Source organism: Mycobacterium sp. PTI7 (assembly GCF_056679845.1).
This window is the reverse complement of sequence record NZ_CM155252.1, coordinates 5,472,695-5,488,823: the sequence shown is the minus strand read 5'-3', so window position 1 is coordinate 5,488,823 and position 16,129 is coordinate 5,472,695. Positions and strand designations below refer to the sequence as shown.

Sequence of the window (16,129 nt, the reverse complement as noted above, 5' to 3'; positions counted from 1 at the left end):
GCTCGGCGATTCGGCGGCGAGAGTGTCGCGCCGCCGACCGGTGGTGGCGGATGGGGACGACGCCGAATCGGGTCGCCACCATCCGCCACCGGTGACATCGTGTCGGCTCAGCCGGCTTCCGATGCCGCGTCCGTGGATTCGGTGTCCTCCACCGAGTCCACCACGCCCACCATCGCGTGGCGCAGCACCTGATCGCCGAGCTTGTAGCCCTGGCGCATCACCGTGCCGAGCACCGGATTCGAGCCGTCACCCTCGTGCTGGACCGCCTCGTGCAGCGACGGATCGAACGGATCCCCCACCGCGCCGAAGGCGACCAGCCCGATGCCGTTGAGGGCACCGGAGAGCTTGTCCGCCAGAGACTTCAGCGGACCGGACTCCAGATCACCGTGGCTGCGGGCGCGCTCGAGGTCGTCGATCACGGGCAGCAACTGCATCACGGCAGTGGCCTTGCCCCGGTCGGCGGCGGCCTGCTTCTCGCGGTCCGAGCGCTTGCGGTAGTTGTCGTACTCCGCCTTGACGCGCTGCAACGTGGCCTTCAGCTCCGCGGCCTCGTCCGTCTCCGGTGCGGCGGGGACGTCCGCCTCCGGCTCCGACCCACCAGGGGTCGGGCCGGCGGCGGCGTCGCGCACCTCACCGGTTTCGGGATCGATTCGCCGCTTGTCGGTGATGGTCACCGGCTCGTCGTGCGGATCTCGCCCTTCATCAGCGGAACGGGTCACTTGTTCTCCCGATTGTCATCGTCCTCGACGACCTCGGCGTCGACGACGTTGTCGTCAGCGGGACCGGATGCGGAACCGTCGGCGCCCTGCTCGGCCTGCGTGGCCTCGTAGATCGCCTGCCCCAGAGCCTGGGACTCGACGCCCAGCTTCTCCATGGCGGTCTTGATGGCACCGATGTCGGAGCCCTCGAGCGCCGACTTGGCTTCCGCCACAGCGGCATCCACCTTGGTCAGCGTCTCGTCGGGAACCTTCGAGCCGCCCTCGGCCTCACGCTGCTCCTTGACGAACTTCTCCGTCTGGTAGACCAGCGACTCCGCCTGGTTGCGAACGTCGGCCTCTTCGCGACGCTTGCGGTCCTCCTCGGCATGCGCCTCGGCGTCCTTGATCATGCGATCGATGTCGTCCTGGGAAAGGCCGGAGCCCTCCTGGATCTTGATCGTGTTCTCCTTGCCGGTGCCCTTGTCCTTCGCCGTGACGTGGACGATGCCGTTCACGTCGATGTCGAAGGTGACCTCGATCTGCGGGACGCCACGCGGCGCCGGCGGGATGCCGGTCAGCTCGAAGCTACCGAGCATCTTGTTGGCCGAAGCGATCTCGCGCTCACCCTGGAAGACCTGGATCTGCACCGACGGCTGATTGTCGTCGGCCGTGGTGAAGGTCTCCGACCGCTTGGTCGGGATGGTGGTGTTGCGCTCGATGAGCTTGGTCATCACGCCACCCTTGGTCTCGATGCCCAGGCTCAGCGGGGTCACGTCGAGCAGCAGCACGTCCTTGACCTCACCGGCGAGCACACCGGCCTGCAGTGCGGCGCCGACCGCGACGACCTCGTCGGGGTTGACGCCCTTGTTGGGCTCCTTGCCGCCGGTCAGTTCCTTGACCAGCTCGGTGACCGCAGGCATGCGGGTGGAACCACCGACGAGCACCACGTGGTCGATCGCGCCGACCGAGATGCCCGCGTCGGCGATGACCGACTGGAAGGGCTTGCGGGTGCGGTCCAGCAGATCTTGGGTGATGCGCTGGAACTCTGCGCGCGTGAGCTGCTCGTCGAGGAACAGCGGGTTCTTGTCCGCGTCGACCGTGATGTACGGCAGGTTGATCGACGTGCTCTGACCGGAGCTGAGTTCGATCTTGGCCTTCTCGGCTGCCTCACGGAGCCGCTGCATGGCCATCTTGTCCTTGCCCAGGTCGATGCCCGCGCTGGCGCGGAACTTGTCGACCAGCCAGTCGACGATGCGCTGGTCCCAGTCGTCGCCACCGAGGTGGTTGTCACCCGAGGTCGCGCGGACCTCGACGACGCCGCCGCCGATGTCGAGCAGCGAGACGTCGAACGTGCCGCCACCGAGGTCGAAGACGAGGATCGTCTGGTCCTTGTCGCCCTTGTCCAGGCCGTACGCCAGAGCAGCCGCGGTGGGCTCGTTGACGATGCGCTGCACCTCGAGGCCGGCGATCTGGCCGGCTTCCTTGGTGGCCTGACGCTGGGCGTCGTTGAAGTAGGCGGGGACGGTGATCACCGCGTCGGTGATGTCCTCACCGAGGTATGCCTCGGCGTCGCGCTTGAGCTTCATGAGCACGCGCGCGCTGATCTCCTGCGGCGTGTAGTTCTTGCCGTCGATCTCCACGGACCAGTCGGTGCCGATCTCACGCTTCACCGAGCGGATGGTCCGGTCGACGTTGGTCACCGCCTGGTTCTTGGCGGGCTGTCCGACGAGTACCTCGCCGTTGCGCGCGAACGCCACGACCGACGGGGTGGTGCGTGAACCCTCCGAGTTCGCCACGACGACCGGGTCGCCGCCCTCGAGTACCGAGACGACGGAGTTGGTGGTCCCGAGGTCGATTCCGACCGCACGAGCCATAGTGTGTGCCTCCTGTTGTGATTCCCTAACAGCGTTAGTTCATGGGTCTGAGTGGACCACACTCAATCCTGGCCTCGCGGCTGTCGCCTGTCAACCAGAGTTGAGCCTGTCGCGCTCAGGTGTCAGTGGTGACAACCGGGGTGCCGACGGATTCATTCCCGGGCGGCCGGGGCTCTTATTCAGGTGCAGCGAGGCGCCGGCGCCAATACCGTGCACGCCATGGTTCAGTCGAGCGCCACTGGCGACCTCCTCGTCTTCGCGGGGCCGACCGGCGACCACAACGACCGCGGCATGGCGGGAGCGCCGATCATGGGCCGCGCACTAGGACGACGGCTCGGCCTGACCCCCACGGTGATCGGCACGCCGGCGCCGGCCACCTCGGCGGGCTGGCGTGCGGCACTTCCGCTCGCACTCCCCGGACTACGCGAGTTGCAGAGCGCTCACCTCGCCATCCTCGAGAGCGGCCGGGTTCCGGTGTCGGCGCTCTCGCGCTGCGCCGCGTCGCTGGCGACGCTGCCGACGATCGCCGCACGACATCCGGACGCGGTCGTGGTCTGGTTCGACGCGCACGCCGACCTCAACACCCCGGACGCAACGGCCACCGGCTATCTCGGCGGTCTCGTGCTCAGCGCGGCCATCGGCTGGTGGGACAGCGGGCTGGGGTCGGGGTTGCGACCCGAACGCGTCATCCTGGGCGGCTCGCGCGACCTCGATCCACCCGAGCAGGCCCTGGTCGACGCGGGCACCATCGCACTGGCGGCCGGGCCATCACTGCACGCGACCCTCGATCGCCTCGTCGGCGATCGTCCCGTCTACTTCCACCTCGATTGCGACGTCCTCGAACCCGGCACGGTGCCCACCGACTATCGCGTTCCCGGTGGACTCGCACTCGACGACCTGGCGGACGTGTCAGATCGGTTGTGCCGCAACGAGATCGTCGGCATCGAGATCGCAGAGTTCGAGGCACCGGCCGACCCGACGGACCTCACCGAGTACGCCCGGCCGCTCGTCGACGCGCTGGAGCCACTGCTGGCGGGGCTTACCACCGGGGTGTGACATGTCGGGTTGTGAATCGTGTTGTGCGGACGGGTTGTCCACAGTCAGCGATTCATCCCCAGATCGGGTTTCGAGGGCCCTGCGCGAGCGGTACGGCGGGCAGAATAGAACACGTGTTCGATGAATGGAACGGTATGGGCGACACCGCGCTGCTGGCCGCCATGACCACCGACCTGCGCGCCGAGAGGATGGCATCAGCGCGGCGGATCATCGCCGCGGGCACCCTCGGGTTGCGCCGCGACCCCGGCCCCGACGCCACCACCGCCCTGTGGACCGTCGACGACCTCGACGTCACCATCGCCGAAGTCTCCGCAGCCCTCGGCATCAGCCGCCACCGCGCCCGCACCGACATGACCCTGGGCACCTGCCTCATCCAACGCCTGCCGGGTTTGGCGGCGGTGTTCCTCGCCGGCGACGTCGACCGCCGCGTCATCGCCACCATCGACGACCGCACCCTCCTCATCCAAGACCTGAAGGTGCTCGCCGCGATCGACGCCCGCATCGCCGCCGCCGCACCGCACTGGAACCACCTCTCCGAGCAGAAGCTCACCGAAATCCTCGACTGGCTCGTCACCGACCTCGACGCCGACGCCCAACGCCTCACCCGCAAGCGTCGCGACGACCACCACGTCACCATCCACCCCGACCAGCACGGCACCTCAGATCTCACCGGCCGGGTCTCCGCCGAGATCGGCACCTACTTCGACCAACGCCTCACCGCCGTCGCCACCACCGTCTGCAGTGGTGATCCCCGCAGCCTCGACCGCCGCCGCACCGATGCCATCACCGCCCTCTGCGACGGCCTCACCCACCTCGACTGCCAGTGCGGCACCGACACCTGCACCGCCACCGGCAGCGCTAGCAGTGGTGGTGGGAATGGTGGGCACCAGATCGTCATCCACGTCCTCGCCAACCAAGCCACCCTCGACGGCACCACCGACACCCCCGCCTACCTCCCCGGCCACGGACCCCTGCCCGCCGACCACACCCGCGACCTCGCCGCCTCCCCCCACACAAAGGTGCGTCCCGTCCCCACCGCTGAGGAGATGACCGCCGAGAAGGGCTACCGGCCCTCCCGCGGCCTGGCCGACTTCCTGCTCTGCCGCGACCTCACCTGCCGCTGGCCCGGCTGCTCCCACCCCGCTGAGCGTTGCGACGACGACCACACCATCCCCTGGCCCTGGGGACCGACCCACCCGTCCAACAACAAGAAGTTCTGCCGCCACCACCACCTCATGAAGACCTTCTGGATCGGCCCCGGCGGCTGGAGCGACACCCAGCACCCCGACGGCACCATCACCTTCACCAGCCCCACCGGACTGACCTACACCACCACCCCACTCGGGGCGACGCTCTTCCCCCAACTCGCCGCACCCACCGCCACCCCACCGATCACCACCCCGCCGCCGCCGGAGAGTCCCCGCGACCTCAAGGGCCTGCGCATGCCGAAACGCCCCCGCACCCGAGCCCAAGAACACCAACGCCGCATCACCACCGAACGCGACACCAACATCGCCCACCGACTCGCCAACCCACCACCCTTCTAACCCGAACCCACGCGGCACTGCCACGTGCGCACCGGTCGACGGGCTCAGCCCGGGAGGTCGGTGTACGCGAGGGTGAAGTCGTCGCCCGAGACGGTGAACCCCTTACCGGTCTGGTCGTCGCGGCAGGACACGCCCGATTCCCCTGCGTTGCAGGTGAATCCGTTGGCCTGCAGCACGGAACCGTCGGGCAGTGCCTTCGGAGTTCCGCCCGACTCCCAGATCGTCCGGTCGAGCGACAGGAACCCGGCGTCGGCGCCCTCCATGACCGCGATGACGTTCGGCCGCGACGGATCTCCGCCGGGGTCGGGAGCCTGCGCGGGCGGCATGCCCTCGAACCGCAACGGTCCCTCGCCCGGATTGATCGCACAGGCGGCACGACTGCCATTGGACGGATAGTCGGCAATGACGCACGTCCACTCCGACGACGGCGTCACGAAGCCCCACTGCGGGTAGCGGGAATCGGGCGACGCGTACTGCGCCGGGTCCGCGATTGACGGCGACGAGGACGGCACCTCGGTCGACCCACCGCACCCACTCGCGGTCAGCACCGCACCCACCACCGCACCCATTGCCGCGACCGCCCGAAATCCACCCATGGCACCGGTTGTACTCCCCCGCTCACGTCAGCTGGTGCAACGCCTCCACGCACAGGTCCCACGCGCGGGTCCCCACGGTGATCGGGTCGAAGTGATCGCCGTCGAACGTCCGCAGCTCAGACCGGTCACCCGCCTGCACGGCCGCCGCGATGAACCGCTCGGACTGGTCGATCGGCACGTTGGCGTCGCGTGTCCCGTGCACCGCGACGGTCGGGACGCCCAGCGGCAGCCGCGCGATGGGCGACGCCTGCGCGTACGCCTCCTGGCGCTGAGACGGCGATCCACCCAGGAACGCGTCGACCGCACCGTCACCCAGACTGTCCTCGGAGCCGCGGACGAGGTCGAGCACGCCGGCCTGCAGCACGGCACCGGTGAGCGTCACCGCACCGCCCCGTCGAGCGGCCAACCAGCCCGCCAGCTGTCCGCCCGCCGAATGCCCCAGTCCGACAACGCGATCGAGGTCCAGCCCGGCGGATCGGGCGCGCAATTCGTCGACGGCAGCGGCGACGTCGTCGCCGGTCTGCGGCCAACCGCCACCGGTCCCCACGCGGCGGTACTCGACGTTCAGCGCGGCGAAACCGCGGCTCGCCAGGTCGGCCGCCAGCGGTCGGCCCAGTTCGGCGCCGTACTGCGACGTCCAGTAGCCGCCGTGCACGACCACCACCACCGGCGCCGAGGGCACGCCGTCGGGCAGGGTCAGTTCCGCGTATTGGGCCGCGTCGTCACCGTAGGAGAAGCGCATCGACCCATCCTCCCCGCGTGCCGGCGGCGTAGCGGTGGCACACCCCGCGGCCACGCCCGCGAGGCCACCGAGGACGGCGAGCGCATGCCGCCGGGTGAGAGGAACCATGCCGCCATGCTCCCTCGTGCAACACGGGTTCATAACAACGCCAGTCACGCGTTTCTCACCGGTAACACCGTGGGTACCGTGAAGACCACGGCCATAGGAGACGACTGTGCAGGTAACGAACGCGATCGCGGCAGGTGTCCTCGCCGTGGCCGCACTGATGGCGGGATGCTCGTCGACCACCGACGGCGATCCGCGGTCGGACGCCGGCAGTCCCACCGAGCCGGCGTTCCCCACGTCCAGGCCGTCGCTGTCGAGTCCCACACCGCCACCCCCGCCCAGCCCGCCGCCGACGGCCCCCGCACCGCCCCGGGCCGCCGAGGTCCTGCCCGCACAGCAGGGCGGCTACGTGTTCGTCGAGACCAAGTCCGGCAAGACGCGCTGCCAGCTCAACGAGGCCGAGGTCGACTGCGAGGCACAGTTCGCCAACCCCCCGACCGTCGGCGGCAGCCCCGCCAACGGCGTCCGCCTGACCGCGGACGGCACGGAGGAGTGGGTGGTCGGCAACCTGGGTGACATCCCCGTCGTCACACTCGACTACCGGTCGTACTCGGCCGTCGGCTGGACCATCGACGCCAGCGAGGCGGGAACCAAGTTCGTCAACGACGCGACGGGTCGCGGGATGTTCGTCGCGATCGAGAACGTCGACGTCTTCTAGTGGCCGACGTCTCCTGTCCGTAACCCGTAGCGGGTTTGAACACCGCGGATCTCAGGGAAGCCACGTCGACGTGCATCACGACGTCCTCATCATCGGCTCCGGGTCCGGCAACTCGGTCATCAACGACTCGTTCGCCGACCTGAGCGTCGGGATCGTCGAGGAGCGTCGTGCCGGCGGGACGTGCCTGAACTTCGGGTGCATCCCGTCGAAGATGCTGGTCTACGCCGCGGACGTTCACGACACGGTGGCTGCGGCTGACCGGTACGACGTGGACGCGAAGATGGGCGGCCTGCGGTGGGCGGATCTCCGGGACCGCGTGTTCGGCGTGACCGACGTGCATTCCGACGCGGGACGCAAGGGCCGCGAGGACAGCGACAACGTCACCTACTACGCGGGTCACGCCGAGTTCACCGGACCGCGCAGAGTCCGCATCACGGGTGAGGACGGTCAGACGTCGGACGTCACCGCCGACCAGATCGTGCTCGCCAACGGCGGTCGGCCGATCGTCCCGCCCGTCGTCGAGGACGCCGGCCTGCCCTACGAGACGTCCGACACGATCATGCGCATCGCGGAGCGCCCCGAGCACCTCGCGATCCTGGGCGGCGGCTACATCGCGGCCGAACTGGCGCACGTGTTCGCCGCCGCGGGCAGCCGCATCACGATCATCGAGAAGTCCGACCGGCTGCTCGGCGGTCCGCAGGACGACGAACTGCGCCACACCTACACCGACCTGGTGCGCGACCAGTACGACCTGCGCCTGGGTACGAAGCTGGTCGCGATCGACGGCAAGCCGGGCGCGCTTCACCTGACGCTCGACGACGGCAGCACGGTCCAGGCCGACGTGCTGCTGGTCGCCGCGGGACGCCGCCCGAACAGCGACCGCCTCGGCATCGAGACGTCGGGGGTCGACGTGCACGACGACGGCCGGGTGGTGGTCGACGAGTTCGGCCGCACCACCGCCGACGGCGTCTTCGCGCTCGGCGACGTGTGCACCCCGATCCCGCTCAAGCACGTCGCCAACCGCGAGGCGGAGGTCGTGTCGTACAACCTGCGCCACCCCGACCAGCTCCGCGCGTTCGACCACGACCTCGTCCCCTCCGCGGTGTTCACCGACCCGCAGATGGCGTCCGTCGGCCTGACCGAGCAGAAGTGCCGCGAGTCCCACCCCGATTATCTGGTGGGGCGCAGGCAGTACGGCGAGACCGCCTACGGCTGGGCGCTGCGCGACGACACCGGCTTCTGCAAGGTGCTCGTCGACGGTGACTCGCACCGCATCCTCGGCGCGCACGTGCTGGGCCCGCAGGCCGCCACGCTCATCCAGATCTTCGTCGTCGCCATGAAGTTCGGCATCCGCGCGGACGATCTTGCCCACCAACCGTTCTGGATACATCCGGCGCTCACCGAGGTCGTCGAGAATGCCCTGCTCAGTGTCAAGGAGGCTGCATGACCACCACCGCCAGCGATCCCGATCCCACCGTCTTCGTCCTGTTCGGCGCGACGGGAGACCTCGCCAAGCGCAAGCTCTTCCCCGGCCTGTACCGCCTCGCCGCGGCGGGCCGCATGCCCGAGGACTTCGCGATCATCGGGTCGGGACGGCACTCCCCGGGTTCCGACGACGAGTTCCGCGAGAAGATCGGCGACGGCCTCAAGGACGGCATCGACGACCTCGACGAGAAGGTCCTGCAGGACCTGTTGAGCCGGTTGAGCTTTCAGACGTCCGACGCCGACGACGGCAGCGACCTCGCCGAGGCCGTCAACGCGAAGCGCTCGGAACTCGGCGACGACGTCAAGACGCTCGTCTACCTGTCCGTCCCGCCCAAGGCGATGCTCGGCATGATCGGGATGCTCGGCCGCGAGAAGCTCACCGAGGGTGCACGTCTGGTGGTCGAGAAGCCCTTCGGCACCGACCTCGAGTCGTCGCGGAAACTCGACGCCGCCCTCAAGGAGGTCGTCAGCGAGGATCAGGTCTACCGGATCGACCACTTCCTCGGCAAGGAGGCCGTGCAGAACATCCTGGCGCTGCGGTTCGCCAACGGCCTCATCGAACCCGCGTGGAACCGCGACCATCTCGTCTCGGTCGAGATCGACGTCCCCGAGACGCTGACCATCGAGGGACGCGGCAACTTCTACGAGTCCACCGGCTGCTTCCGCGACATGATCACCACGCACCTGTGCCAGGTACTCGGCTTCGTCGCGATGGAGGCACCGGTCCACCTCGACGCCACGTCGCTGCGCAACGAGAAGTCGAAGGTGTTCCAGGCGATGCGGCCGCTGGACCCCAAGCGCGTCGTGTTCGGGCAGTACGAGGGATACCTCGACGAGGAGGGCGTCGACGACGACTCCACGGTCGAGACCTACGTCGCGCTCGAGGCGTTCGTCGACACCGAACGCTGGCAGGGCGTGCCGTTCTACCTGCGCACGGGCAAGGCGCTCGAGGCGACCAGGCGCACCGTCACGCTGACGTTCCGCAGCCCGCCTGCCGGCCGGTTCGGATCCCAGCAGCACGAACCCAACCAACTGGTCCTCGAACTCAACGACTCCCCGGCGTTCGAGGTCGACATGCTGGCCAAGCGACCCGGCCCCACCCTGGAGCTGATGACGTCGACGCTGCGCTACGACATCGGCGACGACGACCCCGACGACACCCCTCTCGAGGCGTACGAGCGCCTGCTGCTCGACGTGATGCGCGGCGACCAGACCCTGTTCACGCGGTCCGACGAGGTGGACCGGCTGTGGGAGATCTGCCAGCCGGTGCTGGACGATTCGCCGAAGCCACTGCCGTATCCGCAGGGCTCCTGGGGTCCCGACGAGGCGCTGCGCCTCCCCGGTGAGCGGGGATGGCGGCTGCCCGATGGCAGGTGACTGGCCTGCCATCTCCGATCACGGTCTGATCGGCGACCTCCGCACCAGCGCACTGGTCGGAACCGACGGCACCATCGACTGGTTCTGCGCGCCACGCTTCGACTCCCCCAGCGTGTTCGGCGCCATCCTCGATCCCGACGAGGGCGGCGCGTGGCGCCTCGCGCCGACGTGCGAGGTGTCGCGCACCCAGCAGTTCTACTTCCCCGACACCGCCGTGCTCATCACCCGCTTCCTCACCGCGGACGGCGTCGCGGAGGTGCACGACTTCATGCCCGTCCTCGGCGCGGGCGACCCCGAACACCGGCAGCGCCTGGTGCGCCGCGTCAGCGGCGTTCGCGGGACGATCACGATCCGCACGACGGTCGACGCGCGGCCCGACTACGCCCGGCAACGGTGCCGCGCCGAGGAGGCCGGCGACGGCGTCCTGATCACCGGTGACGGTGTGCGCCTGGGCCTGGTCGCGTCGGCCGACCTGACCATCGAGGACGGCGCCGACAACACCACGGTGAGCGCCGAGGTGGAACTCCACGAGGGCGACACCGCACTGTTCGTCCTCGAGATGCTGGGTGACGGCGACGAGCCGTCGTGCAACGCCATGGACATGACCGACGCGCTGCTCGACGCCACCACCACGTTCTGGCGGCGGTGGCTGGGCAAGTCGCGCTACACGGGTCGCTGGCGCGAGATGGTGCATCGTTCGGCGATCACGCTGAAGCTGCTCACCCACGAGCCGACCGGCGCCATCATCGCCGCGCCGACCACCAGCCTGCCGGAATTCGTTGGCGGCAGCCGCAACTGGGACTACCGCTACGTGTGGGTGCGCGACGCCGGCTTCGTGCTCTACGCGCTGCTGCGGCTGGGCTTCACCGACGAGGCGCGGGCGTTCATCGGATGGCTGTCCGAGCGGATCGGCCGCGAGCGCCTCGAAGACCACGGCCTGGGTCCGCTGCGCGTGCTCTACGACATCGACGGCAACGTGCCCCAGGACGAGGTCGAACTGGACCACCTGCGCGGCTACCGCGACTCGCGTCCGGTCCGGGTCGGCAACGCCGCGGTCGAACAGCTGCAGCTCGACATCTACGGCGAGCTGATCGACTCGGTGTACCTGTTCAACAAGTACGGGCCCGGCATCAGCGACGACGCGTGGCACGACGTCACCGACATCGTCGACTGGGTGATGCACAACTGGGAGCGCGACGACGCGGGCATGTGGGAGGTGCGCGGCGAGGTCCGGCCGTACACGACGTCGCGGCTGATGTGCTGGGTGGCGCTGGAGCGCACCATCCGCGTCGCGCGCCAGCGCGGCCTGCCCGGGCCGATCGCCGAGTGGTCGAAGGTCCGTGACGACATCTACGAGCGGATCATGTCGGAGTGCTGGGACGACGAACAGAAGTCGTTCACCCAGACCGCCGGCGGTTCCGAACTCGACGCCGGGGTACTCCTGATGCCGATGGTCAAGTTCCTCTCCCCCGCCGACCCGAAGTTCCTCTCCACGCTCGACGCCATCGAGAAGAACCTCGTCACCGACACCCTGGTGTTCCGGTACACGCCGGAGTCCGACGGTCTGGACGGCGAGGAGGGCACCTTCTCGCTGTGCTCGTTCTGGTACGTCGAGGCGCTCACCCGCGCCGGCCGCCTCGAGGACGCCCAGTTGGCGTTGGAGAAGATGTTCACGTACTCCAATCACATCGGCCTGTACGCCGAGCAGGTCAGCGCCACCGGCGACCAGGTCGGCAACTTTCCGCAGGCCTTCACGCACTTCGCACTCATCAGCGCCGCGATCAACCTCGATCGCGCACTCGACAGGGGATGACAATGTCAGTTGCTCAAGCCGAACGCGCCGGGCTCGTCGCCGCCATGCGAGAGGTCGGACCCGATGCGCCGACGCTGTGCGGGGATTGGACCGCGCGTGACCTCGCCGCCCACCTCGTCATCCGCGAACGACGGCTCGACGCCGCGCCGGGGATCCTGATCCCCAAGTTCGCCGGCTACACCGAGCGCGTCCAGGGCCAGGTGGCCGCCGAGAACGACTGGAACGTCCTGCTGGACAAAGTGGCGTCCGGCCCGCCGACGCTCTCGCCGTTCAAGCTGCTCGACCCGCTCGTCAACGTGTCCGAGATGTTCATCCACCACGAGGACGTGCGCCGCGGCGCCGCCGGCTGGACGCCCCGCGTGCTGGACGAGGACACCACGACCGCATTGACCCGGCAGGTGTCGCTGATGTCCCGCCTGCTGCTGGCCAAGATTCCTGCGCTGGTCACCCTGCGCACCACCGCAGGCAAGACGCTCGCCACCGCCGGCAGCGGCCCGTCGGTGGTCGTGACGGGGGATCCCGGCGAGCTGCTGCTGTTCCTGTCGGGTCGCGACGAGGTTCAGGTGGAGGTCACCGGCGACGATGACGCGGTGCGGGCGGTCCGCGAGGGTCGCGGCGGGCTGTAGGCAGAGGAACTAAGGAATAGGCTCAGCGACATGGACTTCCGGGTATTCGTCGAACCGCAGCAGGGTGCCACCTACGCCGCTCAACTGGCCGTCGCCCAGGCCGCCGAGTCACTCGGCTACTCCGCCTTCTTCCGCTCGGACCACTACCTCGCGATGAGCGGTGACGGGCTCCCCGGACCCACCGACTCGTGGGTCACGCTCGGCGGCATCGCCCGCGAGACGTCGACCATCCGGCTGGGCACGATGGTCACCTCGGCGACCTTCCGCCACCCCGGCGTGCTGGCCATCTCGGTCGCGCAGGTCGACGAGATGAGCGGTGGCCGTGTCGAAGTGGGCCTCGGAGCCGGCTGGTTCGAGGCCGAGCACCAGGCGTACGCCATCCCGTTCCCGCCGCTCGGCGAGCGCTTCGACCGGCTGGGCGAGCAGCTCGAGATCCTCACCGGCATGTGGAGCACACCCCCGGGCGAGACCTACGACTTCACCGGCACGCACTACACCGTGAAGGACTCGCCCGGGCTGCCGAAGCCCGCGCAGTCGCCGTACCCGCCGATCGTCATCGGCGGTGGCGGACCGAAGCGCACGCCCGCGCTGACCGCGAAGTACGCAACCGAGTTCAACATCCCGTTCGTGGACCTGGACACCCTCGTCACCCAGTACGGCCGGGTGGCCGCGGCCGTGGCCGACGCGGGCCGCGCCGCCGACTCGCTGACCTACTCGGCGGCGTTCGTGCTGTGCGCGGGCCGCGACGACGCCGAGGTGGCGCGTCGCGCCGCGACGATCGGCCGCGAGGTCGACGAGCTGCGGGAGAACTCACCGCTGGCCGGCACCGCGGCCCAGATCGTGGACCGGCTCGCACCGTTCATCGAGGCCGGCGTGCAGCGGGTGTACCTGCAGACCCTCGACATGTCCGACCTCGACCACCTCGACTACTTCGCCTCCGAGGTCGTCCGCCAGCTCGCCTGACCGGACACCGCGGCAGCCCCCGCGGCTACTATCAGCGCCGTGGCCGGGGAACCTGCGTGGCACGAACGCACGTCGACGCTGCTCGGCGCCAGCGCGGGCGCCGTCGTGGTGCTGGGCCTGCTCTACTTCCTCATCTCGTCGCTGATGACGGGCTCCGAGGATCCCGACCCGGCGGGGCAGTACTTCCTCGAACCGAGCAGGACCACGTCACGCTTCTCGACGCCGGGTTCGACCACGGCGACCGAGACCATCACCAGCACCAGCCCGCCGGTCACGACCGACATCACCGATCCGAACGCGCCGTCGTCGACCACCTCGGGGACCGACACCACGTCGAGCGACACGACGTCCAGCGACACCACGACGTCGCGCGCACCGCGGAGCACGACCGACGACGACCGCCCGACCTCGCGGCGACCGCGCTTCAACGAGACCAGGACGCTGGGCCCGCGTCCCTAGCCCGTTCGAGCGGTCACACGCCCTAACATCGGTGGGCATGACGCGCAGCGGACCTCCAGGCGACGACTACTCGGACGGCGACCCCACCGTCTACGGACCGAACTACGGCGAGTACGGCTATCAGGGCAGCAACGACGCGACGCGGCAGTTCGAGCCCGAGCCGCCGCTGCCGCCCGAGACCCCCTGGTACCGCAAGCCCGCCGCGCTGGTGGGCCTCGGCGCGCTGATCGCGCTGCTGGTCGCCGCGATCGCCTACGTGGCGATCAACATGGCGTCCGACGACTCTGCGCCGTCCGATGCCACCACCACGTCGGAGACGTCGAGCACCTCGGCGGCCGTGGTCCCCGAGCCCACCGGCACCGTGACCGTCACGCAGTCGCCGACGAACACCGGCGAGACCACCACGGCCCCGACCACGACCACCACCACCGAGTCGACGACGACCACCACCACCACGACCACCCCGCCGACCACCACGACCACGACCACGGTTCCACCGAGCACGAGCACCAGCACGGTGACCGAGACGCAGACCCAGACGGTCACCCAGACGACCGCTCCGGCGCCCGCGACCCCCTAGCGATTCCCGGCAGGTCCTCTGGCCGCGTAGTCCGCGACGAGCGCCTCGGCGCTGCGGACCGCGGCGCGGCACGCCCGCGTCGTGAACGGGTCGTTGAGCGGATGGTCGGCGCGCCTGCGCCACCGCTGGGCCGCGGCGAACGCCGCCCGGGGTCCGTCGTACGGTGTATCCGGTTGCAGGCCGAGGCGGCTCGCGGCGTCGGTGCCCGAGCCGCCGATGATGCGCCGCAGCGACGCCATCTCCTCGTCGTTCAAGGTGGTCTCGCGGGACCGCAGCGCGCTGAGCAGGCGCAGTTCCTCGAACGCGTGCGTGTCGGCGAGCAGCGGGTCGATGTCGGCCAGGATGTACGGCGTCGCATAGATCGGGTACGCCTCGACGAAGCGCCGCAGCGACACCAGCGCGGTGTGCGCCTTGAGCAGGTCCGAGCGCTGTGCGAACTGCTGGTCGACGACGTCGCGCAGCGCGATCAGCCCGCTGCGCTCCAGCAGCTCGTCGGCCAGCGCGACCGAGTCGGTGATGCCGGCCCGCAGGACGGCGATCGAGATCCGGATGCCGAACATCCCGAACCTGTCCAGCAGCGCCGAGCGCGTGGCGGCGTCGACCGGCAGGCTGGCGTCGTCGCGCACGAAGCGGTCGACCGACAGCATCGCCTTGCTCAGTTCGGCGGCGTCGACCCCGGCGAGCTTCTCCAGAGCCACGAACTCGCTCTGCCGCAGCGTGCGGGCCGTCAGCGCGAGCAGCCCGGACACCGGCACCACGGCCTGGCAGATGCCGGTCTTGTCCATCTCCGCGGTGAACCGGGTCGCCACGTCCTTCGCCGACAGCATCGCGTCGATGCGCCCGGCGCCGATCTCGTCGGCCCGCGAGGCGACGCCGATGACGCCGAGCGCCCCCGACGAACCGCCGACCAGCGTGCCGATCTGCTTGAGCAGCGCGATGTCCGCGGCGTTGAGCGTGCGCAGCAGGAACACCACCGCGTCCACCCGCGGGACGCCGTCCTCGGGCACCAGCAGCCGCAGCGTGCGTTCGGAGACGTCGCGGTTCAGCGACGAGGTGCCCGGCGTGTCGATGATGGTCGTGTCGATGAGTTCGGCGGCGGGCCACTCGACGTCGAGGTCGACGACGTCGTTCGGGTCGAGCGTGGTGAAGTCGAACGTCAGGCCGCGGTGCTTCGCGGGCTCCCACGCCTCGCGGGCGATGGGCACATTGGTGCGCCGCCCGCCGCGGTGGTTGGCCGTGACCTTCGGCGTGGGCCCGTTGCGGAACCACGTGACGATGCGGGTGGCCTCGGTGGCGTCGGTGGGCGCGATGTCCTCGCCGACGAGTGCGTTGACCAGGGTCGACTTGCCCGACTTCAGCGTGCCGGCGAGCGCGACGCGGATCGGCTGGTTCAGTCGCCGCCCGATCCAGTCGAGTTCGTGGTGGACGTCCTGGCGGTGCTGGTAGGCCGGGTCGGACAGGTAGGCCTGGATGGTTCCGCCCAGGATGGCGCGCACCCGGTCACTCGTGCTCATTCCGTGCTACCCGACGTCATCGGCTCACCAGCTTAG

General features: G+C 69.5%; 15 protein-coding genes. 10 read left to right on the top strand and 5 right to left on the bottom strand.

Going from position 1 to position 16,129, the window contains the following annotated elements; genetic code table 11:
* Nucleotides 1-107: 107 nt before the first annotated feature.
* Together grpE and dnaK are read right to left on the bottom strand one after the other, a co-directional pair.
* A complete protein-coding gene (grpE, locus tag AC1MEY_RS26330; RefSeq protein ID WP_480228281.1) occupies nt 108-674 on the bottom strand; it encodes a nucleotide exchange factor GrpE in 567 nt (188 codons plus the stop codon).
* Nucleotides 675-715: 41 nt separating this feature from the next.
* Nucleotides 716-2,572, bottom strand: coding sequence for a molecular chaperone DnaK (gene dnaK, locus AC1MEY_RS26325; protein WP_480228280.1), 1,857 nt, complete (start codon nt 2,570-2,572; stop codon nt 716-718).
* Between the two features lie 219 nt (nt 2,573-2,791).
* Here dnaK and AC1MEY_RS26320 point away from each other — a divergent pair, with 219 nt between their 5' ends.
* Both AC1MEY_RS26320 and AC1MEY_RS26315 read left to right on the top strand, forming a co-directional pair.
* The gene (locus tag AC1MEY_RS26320) at nt 2,792-3,628 is read left to right on the top strand and encodes an arginase family protein (protein ID WP_480228279.1); all 837 of its coding nucleotides are present in this window, start codon (nt 2,792-2,794) and stop codon (nt 3,626-3,628) included.
* Nucleotides 3,629-3,741: 113 nt separating this feature from the next.
* Nucleotides 3,742-5,175 carry an HNH endonuclease signature motif containing protein gene (locus AC1MEY_RS26315; RefSeq protein ID WP_480228278.1) on the top strand — a complete coding sequence of 478 codons (1,434 nt, stop codon included), beginning with the start codon at nt 3,742-3,744 and terminating at the stop codon, nt 5,173-5,175.
* Between the two features lie 44 nt (nt 5,176-5,219).
* Here the strand turns inward: AC1MEY_RS26315 and AC1MEY_RS26310 are convergent, their stop codons facing one another.
* The gene (locus tag AC1MEY_RS26310; protein WP_480228277.1) at nt 5,220-5,771 is read right to left on the bottom strand and encodes a hypothetical protein; all 552 of its coding nucleotides are present in this window, start codon (nt 5,769-5,771) and stop codon (nt 5,220-5,222) included.
* A 22-nt stretch (nt 5,772-5,793) separates the two neighbouring features.
* The gene (locus AC1MEY_RS26305) at nt 5,794-6,621 is read right to left on the bottom strand and encodes an alpha/beta hydrolase family protein (protein ID WP_480228276.1); all 828 of its coding nucleotides are present in this window, start codon (nt 6,619-6,621) and stop codon (nt 5,794-5,796) included.
* Nucleotides 6,622-6,778: 157 nt separating this feature from the next.
* Here AC1MEY_RS26305 and AC1MEY_RS26300 point away from each other — a divergent pair, with 157 nt between their 5' ends.
* The 8 genes from AC1MEY_RS26300 (at nt 6,779) to AC1MEY_RS26265 (ending at nt 14,579) form a co-directional block, all read left to right on the top strand.
* Nucleotides 6,779-7,276 (top strand): hypothetical protein, encoded by a 498-nt coding sequence (locus AC1MEY_RS26300; protein ID WP_480231680.1) that lies wholly within the window; start codon nt 6,779-6,781, stop codon nt 7,274-7,276.
* A 70-nt stretch (nt 7,277-7,346) separates the two neighbouring features.
* Entirely contained in the window at nt 7,347-8,723 is a 1,377-nt protein-coding gene (locus AC1MEY_RS26295; RefSeq protein ID WP_480228275.1) for a mycothione reductase, read from the top strand.
* Nucleotides 8,720-10,138, top strand: coding sequence for a glucose-6-phosphate dehydrogenase (gene zwf, locus AC1MEY_RS26290; protein ID WP_480228274.1), 1,419 nt, complete (start codon nt 8,720-8,722; stop codon nt 10,136-10,138). The genes AC1MEY_RS26295 and zwf overlap by 4 nt, the downstream gene beginning before the upstream one ends.
* Entirely contained in the window at nt 10,128-11,951 is a 1,824-nt protein-coding gene (locus AC1MEY_RS26285; protein WP_480228273.1) for a glycoside hydrolase family 15 protein, read from the top strand. The genes zwf and AC1MEY_RS26285 overlap by 11 nt, the downstream gene beginning before the upstream one ends.
* A 2-nt stretch (nt 11,952-11,953) precedes the next feature.
* Nucleotides 11,954-12,577, top strand: coding sequence for a TIGR03085 family metal-binding protein (locus tag AC1MEY_RS26280; protein WP_480228272.1), 624 nt, complete (start codon nt 11,954-11,956; stop codon nt 12,575-12,577).
* Nucleotides 12,578-12,607: 30 nt separating this feature from the next.
* A complete protein-coding gene (locus AC1MEY_RS26275; RefSeq protein ID WP_480228271.1) occupies nt 12,608-13,540 on the top strand; it encodes an LLM class F420-dependent oxidoreductase in 933 nt (310 codons plus the stop codon).
* Between the two features lie 39 nt (nt 13,541-13,579).
* Nucleotides 13,580-13,999: a hypothetical protein gene (locus tag AC1MEY_RS26270; protein WP_480228270.1), complete on the top strand. Its 420-nt coding sequence runs from the start codon at nt 13,580-13,582 to the stop codon at nt 13,997-13,999.
* Between the two features lie 37 nt (nt 14,000-14,036).
* Nucleotides 14,037-14,579: a hypothetical protein gene (locus AC1MEY_RS26265; RefSeq protein ID WP_480228269.1), complete on the top strand. Its 543-nt coding sequence runs from the start codon at nt 14,037-14,039 to the stop codon at nt 14,577-14,579.
* On the opposite strand, the gene AC1MEY_RS26260 is transcribed toward AC1MEY_RS26265, so the two are convergent.
* Complete coding sequence (locus tag AC1MEY_RS26260; RefSeq protein ID WP_480228268.1) at nt 14,576-16,093, bottom strand: dynamin family protein; 1,518 nt, start codon at nt 16,091-16,093, stop codon at nt 14,576-14,578. The two genes, AC1MEY_RS26265 and AC1MEY_RS26260, sit on opposite strands and share 4 nt — an antisense overlap.
* Nucleotides 16,094-16,129: the final 36 nt, after the last annotated feature.